The sequence below is a fragment of the Proteus faecis genome (genome assembly GCF_030286765.1).
GTDB lineage: Bacteria > Pseudomonadota > Gammaproteobacteria > Enterobacterales > Enterobacteriaceae > Proteus > Proteus faecis.
In genome coordinates this window covers 59,023-77,187 of record NZ_JASVWV010000007.1, presented here as the reverse complement: position 1 = coordinate 77,187, position 18,165 = coordinate 59,023, and the positions used below count along the sequence as shown (strand labels likewise).

General features: G+C 35.0%; 19 protein-coding genes. 7 read left to right on the top strand and 12 right to left on the bottom strand.

Annotation, left to right across the window (positions count from 1 at the left end; all coding sequences use genetic code 11):
* Positions 1–226 precede the first annotated feature (226 nt).
* Both QSH13_RS10845 and tdh read left to right on the top strand, forming a co-directional pair.
* The gene (locus QSH13_RS10845; protein WP_161769954.1) at positions 227–1,426 is read left to right on the top strand and encodes a glycine C-acetyltransferase; all 1,200 of its coding nucleotides are present in this window, start codon (positions 227–229) and stop codon (positions 1,424–1,426) included.
* Between the two features lie 9 nt (positions 1,427–1,435).
* On the top strand, positions 1,436–2,461 hold the full coding sequence (gene tdh, locus QSH13_RS10840; RefSeq protein WP_196543994.1) for an L-threonine 3-dehydrogenase: 1,026 nt from the start codon (positions 1,436–1,438) through the stop codon (positions 2,459–2,461).
* Positions 2,462–2,522: 61 nt separating this feature from the next.
* Here the strand turns inward: tdh and QSH13_RS10835 are convergent, their stop codons facing one another.
* The 4 genes from QSH13_RS10835 to QSH13_RS10820 form a co-directional block, all read right to left on the bottom strand.
* On the bottom strand, positions 2,523–3,488 hold the full coding sequence (locus tag QSH13_RS10835) for a divergent polysaccharide deacetylase family protein (RefSeq protein ID WP_286039132.1): 966 nt from the start codon (positions 3,486–3,488) through the stop codon (positions 2,523–2,525).
* Between the two features lie 2 nt (positions 3,489–3,490).
* A complete protein-coding gene (gene envC / locus QSH13_RS10830) occupies positions 3,491–4,783 on the bottom strand; it encodes a murein hydrolase activator EnvC (protein ID WP_109398489.1) in 1,293 nt (430 codons plus the stop codon).
* A 215-nt stretch (positions 4,784–4,998) separates the two neighbouring features.
* Positions 4,999–6,327: a 30S ribosomal protein S12 methylthiotransferase RimO gene (gene rimO, locus QSH13_RS10825; protein WP_196543992.1), complete on the bottom strand. Its 1,329-nt coding sequence runs from the start codon at positions 6,325–6,327 to the stop codon at positions 4,999–5,001.
* A 104-nt stretch (positions 6,328–6,431) separates the two neighbouring features.
* On the bottom strand, positions 6,432–6,683 hold the full coding sequence (locus QSH13_RS10820; protein WP_109398487.1) for a hypothetical protein: 252 nt from the start codon (positions 6,681–6,683) through the stop codon (positions 6,432–6,434).
* A gap of 3 nt (positions 6,684–6,686) precedes the next feature.
* Here QSH13_RS10820 and QSH13_RS10815 point away from each other — a divergent pair, with 3 nt between their 5' ends.
* From QSH13_RS10815 to QSH13_RS10795, 5 genes are all read left to right on the top strand, one after another.
* Positions 6,687–7,124, top strand: coding sequence for a rhodanese-like domain-containing protein (locus tag QSH13_RS10815; protein ID WP_109398486.1), 438 nt, complete (start codon positions 6,687–6,689; stop codon positions 7,122–7,124).
* Positions 7,125–7,193: 69 nt separating this feature from the next.
* Positions 7,194–7,664, top strand: coding sequence for a protein-export chaperone SecB (gene secB, locus QSH13_RS10810; RefSeq protein WP_006534205.1), 471 nt, complete (start codon positions 7,194–7,196; stop codon positions 7,662–7,664).
* The gene (gpsA, locus tag QSH13_RS10805; RefSeq protein ID WP_286039131.1) at positions 7,664–8,680 is read left to right on the top strand and encodes an NAD(P)H-dependent glycerol-3-phosphate dehydrogenase; all 1,017 of its coding nucleotides are present in this window, start codon (positions 7,664–7,666) and stop codon (positions 8,678–8,680) included. The genes secB and gpsA overlap by 1 nt, the downstream gene beginning before the upstream one ends.
* Positions 8,681–8,811: 131 nt before the next feature.
* Positions 8,812–9,633 (top strand): serine O-acetyltransferase, encoded by an 822-nt coding sequence (cysE, locus tag QSH13_RS10800; RefSeq protein WP_075674083.1) that lies wholly within the window; start codon positions 8,812–8,814, stop codon positions 9,631–9,633.
* Positions 9,633–10,190 (top strand): serine acetyltransferase, encoded by a 558-nt coding sequence (locus QSH13_RS10795; RefSeq protein ID WP_161769957.1) that lies wholly within the window; start codon positions 9,633–9,635, stop codon positions 10,188–10,190. Before cysE ends, QSH13_RS10795 begins: the two co-directional genes overlap by 1 nt.
* A gap of 84 nt (positions 10,191–10,274) precedes the next feature.
* Here the strand turns inward: QSH13_RS10795 and trmL are convergent, their stop codons facing one another.
* The 8 genes from trmL to QSH13_RS10755 are packed head-to-tail and all read right to left on the bottom strand — an operon-like array spanning position 10,275 to position 18,158.
* Complete coding sequence (trmL, locus tag QSH13_RS10790) at positions 10,275–10,778, bottom strand: tRNA (uridine(34)/cytosine(34)/5-carboxymethylaminomethyluridine(34)-2'-O)-methyltransferase TrmL (protein WP_006534201.1); 504 nt, start codon at positions 10,776–10,778, stop codon at positions 10,275–10,277.
* 33 nt (positions 10,779–10,811) lie between these two features.
* The gene (locus QSH13_RS10785) at positions 10,812–11,603 is read right to left on the bottom strand and encodes a glycosyltransferase family 2 protein (protein ID WP_196543990.1); all 792 of its coding nucleotides are present in this window, start codon (positions 11,601–11,603) and stop codon (positions 10,812–10,814) included.
* Between the two features lie 36 nt (positions 11,604–11,639).
* Positions 11,640–12,806: a nucleotide sugar dehydrogenase gene (locus QSH13_RS10780; RefSeq protein ID WP_115064995.1), complete on the bottom strand. Its 1,167-nt coding sequence runs from the start codon at positions 12,804–12,806 to the stop codon at positions 11,640–11,642.
* A 9-nt stretch (positions 12,807–12,815) separates the two neighbouring features.
* Positions 12,816–13,568 carry a glycosyltransferase family A protein gene (locus QSH13_RS10775; protein WP_286039130.1) on the bottom strand — a complete coding sequence of 251 codons (753 nt, stop codon included), beginning with the start codon at positions 13,566–13,568 and terminating at the stop codon, positions 12,816–12,818.
* The gene (locus QSH13_RS10770; RefSeq protein WP_286039129.1) at positions 13,558–14,508 is read right to left on the bottom strand and encodes a glycosyltransferase; all 951 of its coding nucleotides are present in this window, start codon (positions 14,506–14,508) and stop codon (positions 13,558–13,560) included. The genes QSH13_RS10775 and QSH13_RS10770 overlap by 11 nt, the downstream gene beginning before the upstream one ends.
* On the bottom strand, positions 14,489–15,784 hold the full coding sequence (locus QSH13_RS10765) for an O-antigen polymerase (protein ID WP_286039128.1): 1,296 nt from the start codon (positions 15,782–15,784) through the stop codon (positions 14,489–14,491). Before QSH13_RS10765 ends, QSH13_RS10770 begins: the two co-directional genes overlap by 20 nt.
* Positions 15,781–17,037, bottom strand: coding sequence for an O-antigen translocase (locus QSH13_RS10760; RefSeq protein ID WP_286039127.1), 1,257 nt, complete (start codon positions 17,035–17,037; stop codon positions 15,781–15,783). The genes QSH13_RS10765 and QSH13_RS10760 overlap by 4 nt, the downstream gene beginning before the upstream one ends.
* The gene (locus QSH13_RS10755) at positions 17,037–18,158 is read right to left on the bottom strand and encodes a DegT/DnrJ/EryC1/StrS family aminotransferase (protein ID WP_286039126.1); all 1,122 of its coding nucleotides are present in this window, start codon (positions 18,156–18,158) and stop codon (positions 17,037–17,039) included. The genes QSH13_RS10760 and QSH13_RS10755 overlap by 1 nt, the downstream gene beginning before the upstream one ends.
* Positions 18,159–18,165: the final 7 nt, after the last annotated feature.

The window sequence follows — 18,165 nt, the reverse complement described above, 5'->3', positions numbered from 1 at the left end:
GGTCTATAATAACACTGAACAGCGTTAACGGTAGTATTCATCACGGAATAACAGGCTGAAATTCTCGAAAAACACAGTGTGTATTAGTGATCTTAATTACACAAATAACATTATTTATTTACATTTGTCGTTTTTAATAGAACAAAGGCATAAAATAAGAAACAGCGTGATTGTATTAAAATCAATTATAACCATAGTCTCTTTTTGTCTCTGTTCAGGAGAAAGTATGTCTAGCCACTCTTTCTATCAACAAATTAATCAACAACTCGAACAAACTCGTCAAGATGGCCTGTTTAAAAATGAGCGCATCATCACTTCTTCACAAAATGCAGATATCGCTGTTGCTGACGGAAGCCATGTTATTAACTTTTGTGCTAATAACTATTTAGGTTTAGCTAATCATCCAAAATTAATTGAAGCTGCAAAAGCAGGTATGGACAGCCACGGATTTGGTATGGCTTCTGTGCGTTTTATTTGTGGTACACAAGATTCACATAAAACATTAGAAAATAAAATCGCTGAATTTTTAGGAATGGAAGATGCCATTCTGTATTCATCTTGCTTTGATGCGAATGGTGGATTATTTGAAACATTAATGGGCCCTGAAGATGCCATTATTTCTGATGCCTTAAATCATGCTTCTATTATCGATGGTGTGCGTTTATGTAAAGCAAAACGCTATCGCTACGCGAATAACGATATGGCAGAACTGCGCACACAACTTGAAAAAGCTAAAGCAGATAATGCTCGCCACATTATGATCGCCACTGACGGTGTATTTTCAATGGATGGCGTGATTGCCGACCTAAAATCTATCTGTGATTTAGCGGATGAATTCGGTGCATTAGTGATGGTCGATGATTCACATGCCGTGGGTTTTGTGGGAGCGCAAGGTCGCGGAACCCATGAATATTGTGATGTGATGGGTAGAGTTGACATTATCACGGGCACGTTAGGTAAAGCATTAGGTGGTGCATCAGGTGGTTATACTGCTGCCCGTAAAGAAGTGGTTGAATGGTTACGTCAACGTTCTCGCCCTTATTTATTCTCTAACTCGTTAGCGCCTGCGATTGTTTCGGCCTCTATTGCTGTTTTAGATATGCTGAAATCAGGTGATGAAATTCGTGCTCGTTTATGGCGTAACGCTTCACTTTTCCGTGAAAAAATGAGTGCGGCGGGTTTTACATTGGCGGGCGCAGATCATGCCATTATTCCAGTTATGTTAGGAGAGGCTAAATTAGCCCAAGAATTTGCAACACGCTTACTTGATGAAGGGATTTATGTCACAGGATTTTTCTATCCTGTTGTACCTCAAGGGCAAGCACGTATTCGTACACAAATGTCAGCAGCACACACTACTGAACAAATTGAGCGTGCAGTGGCGGCATTTATCAAAATTGGCAAAGAACTTAATGTGATTGCATAAGGTTACTCTATGAAAGCATTGTCAAAATTAAAAGCACAAGAAGGTATCTGGATGATCGATGTTCCAGTGCCTGAGCTTGGTCATAACGATGTGATGATCAAAATTCGCAAAACAGCAATTTGTGGCACTGATGTTCATATTTATAACTGGGATGAATGGTCACAAAAAACAATTCCTGTTCCTATGGTTGTCGGTCATGAATATATCGGTGAAATTGTGGCGATAGGGCAAGAAGTTAAAGGCTTTAATATTGGTGATCGTGTCTCGGGTGAAGGGCATATCACTTGTGGCCATTGTCGTAATTGTCGCGGTGGTCGTACGCATTTATGTCGTAATACTATTGGTGTGGGTGTAAACCGCCCAGGCTGTTTTGCTGAATATTTGGTTATCCCTGCCTTTAATGCATTTAAAATCCCAGACAATATTCCTGATGAATTAGCGGCTATTTTTGATCCATTTGGCAATGCTGTACATACCGCATTATCTTTTGATTTAGTGGGGGAAGATGTGCTGGTTTCTGGCGCTGGCCCTATTGGGATCATGGCGGCTGCAATTTGTAAGCATGTTGGTGCTCGTCATGTGGTGATCACTGATGTTAATGAATATCGTCTTGAACTTGCGAAAAAAATGGGGGTTACCCGAGCCGTCAATGTCAGCAAAGAAAACTTAATTGATGTGATGAAAGAGTTAGGTATGACTGAAGGTTTTGATGTCGGTCTAGAAATGTCGGGGGCACCTCCTGCATTTCGTACCATGCTTAATACCATGAATCATGGCGGTCGTATTGCGCTGTTGGGTATTCCACCTTCTGATATGGCAATTGATTGGGGACAAGTTATCTTTAAGGGACTGTTTATTAAAGGTATCTATGGCCGTGAGATGTTTGAAACATGGTATAAAATGGCAGCTCTTATCCAGTCTGGCCTTGATCTCTCGCCTATTATTACACATCAATTTTCTATTGATGAATTCCAAAAAGGCTTTGATATCATGCGTTCAGGTCAATCAGGTAAAGTGATTTTAGATTGGCAGTGATATGTGATTATTAAGCTAAAAAAGAGCCTTTCAAGGCTCTTTTTTATTGTGTTTCTATACGTTATTTTTCAACTTCACCGATTTCGTTCGGAGTTGGCGTATTCGGTATTTTCTTTTTTTCTGATGAACTAAATCCATTGGATAACGTATTAATCAGCGTACTTTTTTTCATCGAAATAATCGCTTTTTGCGCGGGTTTTAACCAAGATGCAGGTTTTGGCTCTTTCGGTTGTTCTGTGGGTGGGACAACTTTAGGTGGTTCAGGTTGTATTGGTTTTTCTGTCTGTGGCTTTAATAGCGTACTTGGTGCAACCAGTTGAATATCAGCAGGTAATAAAGGTAACTGTTGCTGTAATGCTCTAACAGTCGAGGGATGAGGATGGCCGATAGCAATTGCTGCGCCATTTTTGCGCGCTAAAGCAATTGCACGAGCGAGTTGTTGCCTTGTTTCTGCTTCTGTTTGTACGTTATCGAGAAAAACATGGCGACGCAAAGAGGGAACACCGGCGGCTTTGGCAGCAATAGCGGCTTGTGTATTACCAATGGTCACACTATCTAAAAAATAGAGGTTTGAGTGATTAAGCGCTTTAATGACTCTATCCATTGCTTGCCTATCTGATGTCATCGCACTACCCATATGGTTATTCATACCGACAGCGTAAGGCACATTACTGATCGCATGTTGAATAATGCGATTAATTTCAGTCTGATCCATGGACGGTTTTAGAGTATCGCGCTCTAAAGGTTGTTTGCTAATGGGAGCCATTGGCATATGGATCAGAATTTCACGCCCTTGTGAATGTGCTTTTGTCGCGATTTCTTTTCCATGAGGAGAATCAGGCAAAATAGCGATAGAAACCGCAGTAGGAAGTTGTAAAATTTGGTTATCTTCTTTTTTTCGATAACCAAAGTCATCAATCACAATGGCTAATTTGGCTGCAAATGCAGGCGTACTTACAACCAGACTTAGCAACATTAAACTAAGTAAAACCGGACGCTTGCGTTGTAATGTGCCAAGTAATTTCAAACCTACCTCCCAAGCCAAGGAACAGGGTTCACTGCTTTTCCTTGACGTCTGATTTCAAAATAGAGTGCTGAACGCTCTTGCCCACCACTGTTACCAACTAAAGCAATAGGCTGGCCTGCTTTAACCTGTTGACCAACATTCACTAAAGCACTTTGGTTATAACCGTAAAGGCTCATATCACCTTTACCGTGTTCAACTACAACCACTAAACCATAGCCTTGAAGCCAATCGGCTAATAACACTCGCCCATCAGCAATGGCTTTTACTTCTGTGCCTTGTGCAGCTGGTATGACAATACCTTTCCAACGTAATTCACCAGAGCCAGAAATTGATTCACCAAAACGGTGTAATAAAGAGCCTCTGATAGGCCAAATTGCTTGCCCAGCGGGTTTTCCTAATCCACCGGTACGTGACATCAATGATTGCTCTTCGGCTGTTGGTTTATAGGTTGAACCGCGCTGTTGAGCTTCTCGTTGTTTGGCTGCAATGCGTGCTGCTTCTCGGGCTTCACGTTCTGCACGAGCTTTGGCTTCTCGCTCTGCTTGAGCAATTTTATTTCTTAATCGCGCTTCATTAGCTCGCATAGTCGCTAAGTTTTTCTGATCCGCTTTTAAGGTTGATTCAAGTTGAGTCAGCGTTTTTTGTCGAGCGGCTAAGGCATTATCAAGTTTTTGTTTTTCTTGCTGTTGTTTGGTGAGAACCTGTTTTTGTTCATTCTGTTTTGCTTGTTGTGTGGCTTTTTCTGCCTCAAGTTCTTTTGAGGTTTGAGCAAGCTCTGCCATTGTTTCTTTGCGGGCATCATTAATATAGCTGTAATATGCTAAGATACGCTCTTCACGCTGGCCTTCTTCACCACGAAATAGAAGCTCTATACCTTGATGTTTACCTTGGCGGTAAGCCGCATCCATTTGGCGAGCTAATAATTCTTGTTGAGACTGATACTGTTTTTGTAAGCGTGCAATATTTGCGGTAATGGTTTTTATCTCTTTACCCAATGTTTGTAAGCGGTTTTGGGTTTCATGCACCGAGCGACCCGCATTAGAAATTTGGGTTTCTTGTGTTTTTAATTGATTAAGAAGGGCGGTACGTTGTTTTTGTTGTTCTTGAACCTGTTTTTCTTTTTCTGCAATCGTGGTTTGCAGATCTTTTAGCTGATTGCGGTTATCCGTTAATGTGTTAGCGAAAACAGGGGATGCAGAAAACAGAGAGGTGCTAATGAGCAACGTGATTAACGGTAAAGAAAATACACGATAAGACGGATGTGTTTTTTTTTGAAGATCCATTTTCTTTGCCATCTGACCAACGTACCTTTCATAACAGTTTGTAAGATTATTCCATGCCATAAAACAACTGACCAGCTAACACGAAATAAAGCCAAAATTTCAGATAATACCTAACAGGTAATCTATTCAATTAATAAGAGATTATAAAGCAATAATAATCGGAGAGAGGAAAAAAGAGGTATTCTGTGTGACAGCGCAATAGAATATCACGCTGTCCACGAGTGAGATTATTCGACGATAGTACCCCAAAGGTCATATTCGTCTGCATGTTCAATAAGAACACGAACAATTTGTCCCGGTTCTACATCAAATTGCTCATTGAGATAAACCGCACCATCAATTTCAGGCGCATCAGCCATACTACGACCAATCGCTCCCTCTTCATCAACTTCATCAATCATAACAAGCAACACTTTGCCAATTTTCTCTTGCAGGCGTTCAGTCGAAATCTGTTGCTGTAATTGCATAAAGCGATGATAGCGTTCTTCTTTCACTTCTTCAGGCACTTGATCTGCCAGTTCATTTGCTTTTGCACCCTCTACAGGGCTGTATTTAAAGCAACCTACGCGATCTAAACGCGCTTCGGTGAGGAAATCCAATAACATTTGGAAATCTTCTTCTGTTTCACCCGGAAAACCGACAATAAAGGTAGAACGTAAAGTTAATTCTGGGCAAATTTCACGCCAGCGTTTTACGCGCTCTAATGTACGTTCAACGGAACCTGGGCGCTTCATTAATTTTAAAATCTTAGGGCTAGCATGCTGTAATGGAATATCCAAATAAGGCAAAATTTTACCTTCAGCCATTAAAGGAATGACATCATCAACATGTGGATATGGATAAACATAATGTAAGCGAACCCAAATACCTAATTTTGCCAGTTGTTCACATAAACTAACCATACTGGTTTTGACAGGCATTCCATCCCAAAAGCCTGTTTGATGTTTAGTATCAACACCATAAGCTGAGGTATCTTGAGAGATAACCAGTAACTCTTTTACGCCCGCATTAACCAATCTTTTCGCTTCACTTAAAACTTCACCGATTGGACGGCTATCTAAATCGCCTCGCATTGATGGGATGATGCAGAAAGTACAACGGTGATTACAGCCTTCAGAAATTTTTAAATACGCATAATGACGAGGCGTTAATTTTACACCCTGTTCAGGAACAAGGCTGAGAAAAGGGTTGTGATCAGGTTTGGGTACATAGTGATGAATATGAGCTAAAACTTGTTCATAACTATGAGGCCCTGTGATCTCGAGTACTTTAGGGTGCACTTCACGGATTTGGTTCTCTTTTGCACCTAAACAACCAGTGACAATAACTTTACCGTTTTCATCGAGTGCTTCACCAATCGCTTCTAGCGATTCTTGTACTGCGCTGTCAATAAACCCACAGGTATTGACGATGACTAAATCAGCATCATTATAGGTAGGAACAACTTGATAACCTTCTGTACGCAGTTCGGTTAGGATACGCTCAGAGTCCACTAAATTTTTAGGACAACCTAATGAAACGAATCCAATTTTAGGCACTTGATTTGTTTGCGACATGCTCGTGTTCTCAATACTTTTAAATAAATAACAGATAGTTGTTGTATCTCAGACAGGTATAAATCTTACGTAATATGGGCGATTTTATACGTAAGTAGCCACTATTAGGGATGTTGATTTATTAATAGCTTGCCTGAAGAGGGATCCTGTAGAGTAAAAAGGTAAGGCCTTTTCAATTCATCATTTTTCACGGAACCGGCACTAATGGTACATAAATCCGTCAATAAAAAAAATGATTGTTGAGAAACTTTCCGCAAAAATAGAAAGAGAAAAGCAGGAATAGGCTGTAATTGCGCCATGACAAAGGTATACTTTGGCTCTTTGATACTATTTTTAACCAACGAGAGTGATTGCATCCTATGCTGCAAGAAGTAATGCAATTTTTCAACCGGCACACCCTGTTAAGCTTTATTTGGGTCGCGTTGCTGGTGGCGGTCATTGTATTGACCTTTAAAGGGCTTTTTTCTAAGACGAAAAATATTTCCCGTACAGAAGCGATTTCTTTGATAAACAAAGAGAATGCGGTGTGTGTTGATATCCGTAGCCGTGATGAGTTCCGTAAAGGACATATCATTGATTCTATCAATTTAACGCCTTCTGAAATCAAAAATAATAATATTGCTGAGCTGGAGAAATATAAATCACAGCCAGTTATTGTTGTGTCACCATCAGGTATTGAAGGTGCAAAACCGGCAGAAAGCCTAATTAAACTCGGTTTTGAAAAAGTCTTTATTTTAAAAGATGGTCTTTCAGGCTGGAGTGGTGAGAATTTACCACTGGCTAAAGGTAAAAAATAACGAGCGGGCAGATTGAGTTCTATACTTACTGCTATTCAATTAATAAGGATATAAAAAGGTAAGATTATTATGTCAGAACAGCAAAACCAAGAGATGACTTTTCAAATTCAACGTATCTATACAAAAGATATCTCTTTTGAAGCGCCTAATGCTCCACAAGTTTTCCAAAAAGAGTGGCAACCAGAAGTTAAATTAGATCTGGATACTTCTTCTAATACTTTAGCTGAAAACGTCTATGAAGTTATTTTGCGTGTTACTGTAACCGCAACAATGGATAACGAAACTGCATTCCTGTGTGAAGTTCAACAAGCAGGTATCTTCACCGTTGAAGGTATTGAAGGCACTCAATTAGCACATTGCTTAGGTGCATACTGCCCTAACGTTCTGTTCCCTTACGCTCGCGAATGTATCACTAACTTAGTTAGCCGTGGTACTTTCCCACAACTGAACTTAGCACCAGTTAACTTTGATGCGTTGTTTATGAACTATTTACAACAGCAACAAACTGATGCCGCTAATGAAGGGGCTGAAGAAGCTTAATGAACGCTTCTATGACAGTTATCGGTGCCGGTTCATACGGCACCGCTTTAGCGATTACTTTAGCGCGCAATGGTCATGATGTCGTACTTTGGGGTCATGATCCTGAACATGTTGCTGCGTTAGAGCAAGCTCGCTGTAATCAGGCTTTTCTGCCCGATGTTTCCTTTCCTGATAGTTTATACATGGAAGCTTCTTTACAAAAAGCTATCGAAGCTAGCCGTAATATTCTGGTTGTGATCCCAAGTCATGTTTTTGGTGATGTATTGAAACAGATCAAACCCTTTTTACGTCAGGATGCTCGTGTTGTTTGGGCGACAAAAGGACTTGAGGCTCATACTGGTCGCTTATTGCAAGATGTAGCGCGTGAAGTATTAGGTAATGAAATCCCGCTCGCAGTTTTATCAGGTCCTACTTTTGCTAAAGAGCTTGCTGCTGGTTTACCTACCGCAATTTCTGTGGCTTCAACGGATAATGCGTTTTCTGAGGAGCTTCAGCAACTTTTCCATTGTGGCAAAAGTTTCCGAGTATATAAAAACCCTGATTTTATCGGAGTACAACTGGGTGGCGCGGTAAAAAACGTGATTGCTATTGGTGCCGGTATGTCTGATGGTATGGGATTTGGTGCTAATGCGCGTACCGCACTGATCACTCGCGGTCTTGCTGAGATGAGTCGTCTAGGTAAGGCATTAGGTGCAGATGCTGCGACTTTTATGGGAATGGCAGGTTTGGGTGATTTAGTTTTAACCTGTACCGATAACCAATCTCGTAATCGTCGCTTTGGTATGATGTTAGGTCAAGGCCTTGATGTGGATACTGCCCAAGAGAAAATCGGGCAGGTGGTTGAAGGTTATCGTAATACCAAAGAAGTTCGTGCATTAGCCGAACAAGTTGGTGTTGAAATGCCTATCACTGAACAGATCTACCAGATTTTATATCAACATAAAGATGCCAAAGAAGCGGCATTATCTTTATTAGGCCGTGCAACAAAAGATGAGATAGACAGCAATCTATTCTAAGTCTATTTTAGCTATCGCCATGCATTTAAGGTTTTGGTTTAAGATATTAGTTTAAGGTATCTGTTTCGGTTTTAAACATAAGAAGCCTAAGTATTTACTTAGGCTTCAATGTAAAAAGAATGAGAGTGAGTATGTCGCTAGAAGAACTAAAAAGAGTCTGGGATCATATTAAAGATGAAGCAAGATGTTTGGCAGATTGCGAGCCTATTTTGGCGAGTTTTTTCCATGCGACATTACTCAAACATGAAAACTTAGGTAGTGCTTTAAGTTATATGTTGGCAAATAAGCTAGCAACTCAAACAATGCCTGCGATTGCAGTTCGTGAGATTGTTGAAGAAGCATACCGTAGTGATAATTCTATGATTGAATCGGCTGCTTATGATATTTCGGCCGTGCGTTTACGTGATCCTGCCGTTGATAAATACTCTACACCACTGCTTTATTTAAAAGGTTTCCACGCCTTACAAGCTTATCGCATCGCGCATTGGTTATGGAATCAAGATCGCAAAGCGTTAGCGGTGTATCTGCAAAACCAGATTTCTGTGACTTTTGGTGTTGATATTCATCCAGCTGCCCGTATTGGCCACGGTATTATGCTTGATCACGCAACAGGCATTGTAATTGGTGAAACCGCTATCGTAGAGAACGATGTCTCTATTTTACAATCTGTCACCTTAGGGGGAACAGGTAAAACTTGCGGTGATCGCCATCCTAAAGTTCGTGAAGGCGTCATGATTGGTGCAGGTGCTAAAATACTCGGCAATATTGAGATTGGTCGCGGTGCTAAAATTGGTGCCGGCTCTGTGGTATTACATGAGGTTCCTGCACATACCACTGTTGCGGGCGTTCCTGCTCGTATTGTGGGTAAACCAACTAGTGATAAGCCTTCACTCGATATGGATCAACACTTTAATGGTGTAGTACCCGGTTTTGAATGTGGTGATGGCATTTAATGGCATTAACTGAAGTCACTCTTTCTGAACTAAAGGCTTGTTTGCACGCCGAGTATATTGGTGATAACAAGCCTTTTAGTTGGGTAAGACTTTTTCACCGAGTTTTTTTCTGCCAGCGTTCTCGTTATCTATTTTGGTGGCGTGTCGCCCAATTCTTTTATTTCTCTAAAAATCGTTTCCTTAACAAATTAGGCACTCGCATTGGTGCTAAAAATAACCGTAAATATTGCAACGATATCTCACTAAGAACTCGTATCGGTAAAGGCCTTTCATTACCTCATCCCATAGGGATCGTACTGACTAATTACTGTCAATTAGGTGAGAATGTGACGTTAATGCAAGGTGTGACTATTGGAGTAAAAGAAAAAAATGGCAAAGCGGATATTCGAGTTGGAAATAACGTTTATATCGGTTGTAACTCATCGATTATCGGCGGAGAGATAGAGATTGGTGATAATGCGGTAATTGGTGCTCACGCATTAGTATTAAAGGATGTAGGGAAAGGGTGTCGGTATATTACAAAAGTGGTTGCCGAAATTAGACAGGCGCCAGAGTAATAAATAGAGTAATAAATTAAGTTTTTAGTCATTTAAAATTAAAAAAGCGCTGGCTCATTATTTATGATCAGCGCTTTTTGCATTTCAGTCTCTTAATAACGCACCAGGATAACCAAGTTGGCGCCATGCCTCAAAAACCACAACGGCAACAGTATTTGACAGATTCATACTGCGACTATCTGCAAGCATTGGGACTCTGATTTTCTGTTGCGTTGGCATATTATCTAATACATAGGGTGGCAAACCACGTGTTTCAGGACCAAAAAGGAGATAATCACCATCCTGATAACTGACATTGCTATGTGCTGGAGTGCCTTTTGTGGTTAAGGCAAATACACGCGCACCTGATGGTGATTGTGCATTATCAGGGTTTAAACCTTCACTTTCTAAAAAAGCGTAGTAATCATGATGCTGTTTAATATCAGCAAACTCACGATAATCAAGCCCTGCACGACGTAGACGTTTATCATCCCAAGTAAAACCCAATGGTTGGATCAAATGGAGATGAAAGCCTGTGTTGGCACACAGGCGGATAATATTACCCGTATTCGGTGGAATTTCGGGTTCAAATAAGACGATATTGAGCATATAAAGCCTAATACTGGGTATTAAAAATGAGTGTTATTTTAAAACACCTATTTTTTTAGCTAAAGATGGAAATTTAGATCTAAAAAAACCATTGAAAGCATAGTGAGAGAAATAATAAATAGAATGAAAGATATTTAATCTTTCTTCCTCTCTATAAATTCGCCATTGATACTTTGCTGCATTAAGTTTATTGGAAGAGATTGAATTTTCTCTTATATTATAATAACCAAGAGACTCATTTATCCCGTAGGCATAAGGTGTTTGTTTCAGTAGTTTTAGCCAGAGAGCATAATCTTGTCTTTTTCTTATTGATGGCATTGAAAAATCATTAAATTTCTCTTTATCAAACATTACTGTTAAACAACCAATAGAACAGACCTTTAGCATGTCTGAATAACTTACTTTTTCAGGAACCCCAATTTTACAGATAAAAGTGTTATCTTCAGAAACTCTATCATAAGCAGAAAAACAAAAATCTATCTTATTAGATAACATAAAATTAAGCTGTTTTTCTAATTTATCCTCTCGCCAATAATCATCGCTATCTAAAAAGCAAATAAAACGCCCATTAGCAAGTGATAATCCTTTATTACGAGTAATTCCTGCACCTTGGTTAGCTTCATTTTTTAATACTTTGATCCTATCATCTTTGTAAGAAGATACTATTTCAATAGTATTATCATTAGAACAATCATCAATAATGATCAATTCAAAATTTTTATAAGTTTGTCTTAGCACGGAATCTATAGACTTACATATATATTCTCCTGAATTATAGGATGGCATAATGATAGATATTAAAAAATTAGTATTTTTGGATAACATCAGAATTACAGCCTAATCTTAAAGGTAGATATATAATTAATCGTTACCAAAGAGGTCACGAGTATAAACTTTTTCTTCAACATCGTTTAATGCTGATGACATTCTATTGGTAATAATAACATCAGACATTGCTTTAAACTCATTTAAATCACGAACTAATTTTGAGTTAAAGAAGGTTTCTTCTTTCATTTCTGGCTCATAAATCACCACTTCAATTCCTTTGGCTTTAATGCGTTTCATAATGCCTTGGATTGATGATGAGCGGAAATTATCAGAGCCTGATTTCATAATTAAGCGATAAACACCGACGATTTTTGGCGATTTTGCAATAATAGAGTCTGCAATAAAGTCTTTACGAGTGCGGTTTGCTTCCACGATTGCACTAATAATATTATTAGGCACCGAGTCGTAGTTTGCTAAGAGTTGCTTAGTATCTTTTGGTAAGCAGTAACCGCCGTAACCGAATGATGGATTGTTATAGTGATTACCAATACGTGGATCTAAGCAGACACCTTCAATAATTTGTTTTGCATTTAGGCCATAAGATTCGGCATAGCTATCTAGCTCATTAAAGTAAGCAACACGCAGTGCTAGATAAGTATTAGCAAATAATTTAATTGCTTCGGCTTCTGTGGAATCAGTAAAAAGAACATCAATATCTTTCTTTAATGCACCTTGTTGTAAAAGATCAGCAAATTTTTGTGCTCTTTCTGATTGTTCGCCAATCACAATACGAGAAGGGTATAAGTTATCGTAAAGCGCACGACCTTCACGTAAGAACTCAGGGGAGAAAATAATATTGTTCGTATTATATTTCTCTCTCATCTCTTTAGTAAAACCAACAGGAATAGTTGATTTAATAATCATTGTGGTATTTGGATTATATTCTAAAACATCACGAATGACAGACTCTACAGAAGAGGTGTTGAAATAGTTCGTTTTAGGATCATAATCGGTCGGCGTAGCAATGATGACGAATTCGGCATCTTTATAAGCGAATTCTTTATCTAATGTTGCTGTAAAGTCGAGCTCTTTGGTTGCTAAAAACTCTTCAATTTCTTTGTCTGTAATTGGCGAGATTTTTTTGTTAAGTAATTCAACTTTTTCTTTATTGATATCTAACGCAACAACTTTGTTGTGTTGGGAAAGAAGTATTCCGTTAGATAGACCGACATAGCCGGTACCGGAGATGGTGATTTTCATATTATATACCTATATTACTTTCCTAAAATTTTTTATTAAAAAAAGTAAAAAAACAAAATTTCCAATTATTTTTCCAAATATTCTATTGAAACAATGATAGCGAGAAAGTAGTGCATTTTTTGATTTCAATCCTTTTCCTGATGATATTTTAGGATGAGTACAAATTACTTCAGGGATATGAAGTCCAGATATTTTTGAGTTTAAAATTTGCCCAAGAAATACGGGCTCATCACAACAAAAAAGGTATTGTCCTGCCCCCATATCTTCTGGAAAGAAAAAATTAGCACAAAGTTCTCTATTAATTGCAATTTCTATAGTTCCAACTTTCAATATGGATAATTTAGTGTGTTTTTTTGTTTTATTAGGATAATTTTTTAATAAATTACCGTACTCATCTTGGATACTAAAGGTAAGAAAGCCGATGTGATTATATCTATCAAATGAGTTTTTTATTATTTCTAGTGAGTTTTTATTATAAACAACATCATCGTCTGAGAATAATGCAAATTTTGTTTGTAGATTTTTTAATGCAATATTTCTACTTTTTGTTACACCAGTAGTCTCAGTTAAAATAATAGTAATGTTTTTATCAAGATTAAATTTGTTTATAATACATTTTTCGAAATGATTTAATTTTTTATACTGCTGAATAACAATGATAATTTTGATATCATTATTATTCAAACTTTTTATTAATTTATCAACGCCTTGAATTCTACCTGCTATGGTAGAAATTAATAGACTAAATTCACTATAACGCATGGATTTTACTCTTTATAAATTGGTATATACCTCGAGCAGTAATATTATTATAGTCATTATTTATTACGACATATACTATAAATCTAGAAAAAGGTAATTTATTTTTTAATAGCCGATATGAAAGCCAGCATGAAAATCGTAATTTATATATTCTTTTGTTTGCATTTTTTATAATGTGTAATTTATCTGATAAAAAAGAGTCTGAAAGTATTGATTTATAAAAACGGCTTCTCCGATACATTAATTTTGCCATTGATTTAGAGTAAGAATGTGGGTTTATAATAGATACTCCACTTCCTTTTCGGTATTTTACTAACACATTATCAAAGAAATAAATATTTCCTACAGATGCAGCTCGTGCAGTTAAAATTTTATCCTCACTAAAATTGCTTAAACAAAGTAAGTTATTTTTAACTATTGATGCTTTATATCCTGCTGATGCTCCTAAAACCCCTCCTTCATTTAAAATACAGTTAATAAAATTTAAACCACCTAACTTTTCATTTCTTTTATTTAATTTTTTCCCATGATTGGTATTTAATAAATTAGAATTATAATCTATATCAATTGTAGAACTAAAAAAAGCCTTATAGTTTTCATCTGAAAGATATTTATCTGTGATGGATAACCTATTAGGAAGTGATATATCATCTCCAGCCTGAGTAATAAAAAAATCACCATTTATAAATGGTATGGCTTTATTAAAGTTATTAGCTATTCCTTTATTTTTTTTGCTAGGTAATACAATTATATCTTTATTTTCTTTTACTATGTCATTAATTATAGCTAAAGTATTATCTTCACTTCCATCATCACAAATAATTATATTATATCTATCATTGTAATCTTGGTTAATAGCAGAGAGTAAAGACTCTTTTATTGTTTTTTCTTGGTTGTAACATAATATTATTATGTTTGCTTTAATTTTTTCTATATTCATATCTTTTTTTTAAATGCTTATGTAAATATTGTAATATAAATATTGGAATATATCCAAATATAATATAATGTAAAAAATATTTAAAAGACAAAATTTCTGTTAATGATCTAGTTATGGGATAAAATGAAAAAAAAGTAATACTTAAACATAAATAAATAGCATTTTTTTTCATGGCATTGAAAAATACTAAAGTAAAATAGAAAATAATGGACACTATTAGTGGTATGATGAATATTCCTAACCAACCTAAGTATGACCATGTATCACCAAAATAAAATGTGTTAACATTGACTAAAGTATGATTGTTTTCATATAAAGGAATATAAGGTATTACTTTAATATTTGGAGGTAGTGCATTGAACTTTTGGTTAAATAAAGAAGAAAAGTAAAAATCATAACCGAATCCAGATAATGAAGGATCTAAATATTGAAACATATAGTACATCGATTGAATTTGCCCTAATATAACCCTATCGATTATACTATAAATAATATGCAATATATTAGCATTTCCTGATGTTGATATTACTAAGGTAATTAAAGATAATAAAGATAACGTAATCAAGAAAACAAGTTTAATATTTAACTTCTTCAAACTATAATAAATTAAGATTAAATTAGTTATAATAATAAATACAGGTGCTTTTTGCATATCTAATATAAAATATGATATGGAAAAAATAAAACTTATTAAGAAATAAAAAAGATATTTATTATATTTTAAATAACTTATAAAGAACAAGTATGTAGTCAAAGATATGAATATTTTGAATGTTGCACCTATATATGGAATGTCAATAATTAGTTTTTTATTTTGAACTAATTGTCTAGATTGTGCGGCCCCAGTAACATCATTATTTATTATAAAATATAAAGGTGTATTTTTATAATATAATATTAATCTTATAAACAAATAAAGAATAGATAAAAATAATAATAATTTTGATAAAGAGATATCTGAATATGTTAACTCTATATTTTTATTTTTATTTTTATTTTTATTTTTTTTATTTATAATGTAAATAGGGATTAGGAACGTAGATAAAAAATATAGAGAGATAATAGAAACTGATACGCTGGTTTCTAAAGTGATATTTTCAAATCTAGGACTTATGTCATAAATTAAAGGAGAAATAAGTATTCCTGGTAAAATAGTAATACCTAATGAATATATTAATAATGTTTTTAGTTCTATACTAGATTCTTTGATACAACTCTTATAAATAAAAAAGAAAGGAATAAATAAGATTAAGGTGACAATATATAAAATAATCATAAAGTAATAAATCTTAGTTTTTTATTAATGATAAAAAAGACAAAGAAAAAATATAATATATAGCTTGTTATATAAGCGTATATAGCTCCAATTGTTCCTGATTGATTAATAAATAGTATTGATAAACTTGTATAAGAAATGAAAAAGATAATTTCTGAAATAATAAAATATTTCGTCATTGCTTTAGCTAACATTATATATGAAAGTAACCACCCCATTATTTTTATAATATCACCTAATATTTGATATATAAAAAAATTACGCATTGGAAAAAAATCTTTCGAGAAAAGTAATTGTATTATTATATCTTTAAGACCAAATATTAAACTTCCTATAAAAATAATCATTGGTATAATTATTATATACCCTTTTATTATCTCTTTTTTTAAAGATGATATATCCATTAGTTCTGATAGTCGTGGTAAGTAGTATATCCCTAAGGCAGTGGTTATTATAAATAAGTAAGTTGTTGATATATATGACATTCCTTGCCATATCCCAGCTTCTGTTAGACTGATATTTATTGTAATATATTTTCTAATTATAAACTGTGATAAGGGAGTTGCAATTAATGCCACAATTGCCATTTCAGAAAATTTCAATAAATTTAATGCGGTTTTTTTATCAAACTTTTTTTGAAACAAATTAAATTTTAATAAATTATTTTTTTTAATGAAATATAATGATATGAAAAATATAACAGATTGATTAGTTGCAAGTGCTAATAAAGCACCAGTAATTCCAAAGGATATAATAAAAATGGAAGTAAAAACTAATGAATATATACTTTGAATTATATTTATTTTTATAAATGTTTTAATCTCTTTTAAACCATTTAAAATAGATAAAAGTAAATTATTAATAACAAATAGAATAATAGTACAGCCTAATGTAATAAATAGATAAAAATAATTATCATTATCTAGTACAAAAATAGAAAACTGATATGAAAATAAAATTAAAAATAAAGCGATAATTATTGAAGTCAATAAACTGATTTTTAAGCCTGTACTAAATAAATTGCCTAACTCATCATCATTATATGAATGCTCGGCAGTATACTTTACGATACCATTATTTATACCTCCTTGAGCCATAGAAAGTACAATTTGAATAAAATTTTGAAATTGCCCCATCAATGCTAAACCTGATGGCCCAATATATATAGAAATTGCTTTATTGATAACTAAGCCAGATAACATTTTAAAAAAGGTAGCTATTAGGCTTAGTATAGATGTTTTAATTAATGTCATTAGCTGATCACAAATGAATTACATGCGTTAATAACTTGATGTATCTCTTCTTGATTCATAACTGGGCTTATTGGGATACTCAGGACTTCTTTATGGATTTTTTCAGTTATAGGTAAATTAATATGATTATACTGTTTATATGCTTGTTGTTTATGCGGAGGGGTTGGATAGTGAATTAACGTTTGTACACCACATTCGCTCAAGTGTTTTTGTAGTAGCTCTCTATATTCTGTCGCAATAACAAACAAATGCCATACATGATTTTCTTTATTTTTTATATATTCTTTTGCGGGTACTGGTAATTGAATTAGTGAATTTTTGATATTTTCTAGATATATTAAGGCAATATCTTGTCTGATTTTAGTTTCTTTTTCTAAGTAATTTAATTTTACATTTAGCATAGCTGCCTGAATTTCATCTAAACGGCTATTAACACCTTGATATAAATTTAAATATTTTTGATGAGAACCATAGTTGCGTAGCGCTGCCACAATACTGGCTAATTCATCATCATTAGTTGTAATTGCTCCAGCATCACCTAATGCGCCAAGATTTTTACCTGGGTAAAAACTGAAACCAGCGGCATCTCCCCAATTTCCTGCTTTTATTCCATCAATACTTGCTCCATGAGATTGAGCACAATCTTCTAAGACTAAAAGATTATTTTCTTTGGCTATTGCCACAATCTCTTTCATTGGATTAATTTGCCCATAGAGATGCACTGGTAATATAACCTTAGTTTTATCTGTAATAGCTGATTTGATATTTTCTATTGATAAGTTATATGTGCTATTATCAGGTTCAACTAAAACAGGTACTAGATCATTTTCTGTTATAGCCAGAATTGAAGCAATATAAGTATTAGCTTGAATGATAACTTCATCACCAGTTTTTAATTTACCTTGTTCTTTCCATGCACGTAATATAAGCGTTAATGCATCTAACCCATTTGCTACACCAATTGAATGCTTTGTTCCACAGTAACTAGCAAAATTTTTTTCAAAATTTTCTAGTTCTTTACCTGTAATATACCAACCAGAATCAATAACTCTTGAACATGCTTCTTTTAATTCTTTGTCATGTTGTTCATTTATTTTTTTTAAATCTAGAAAATTGATCATTATTTTT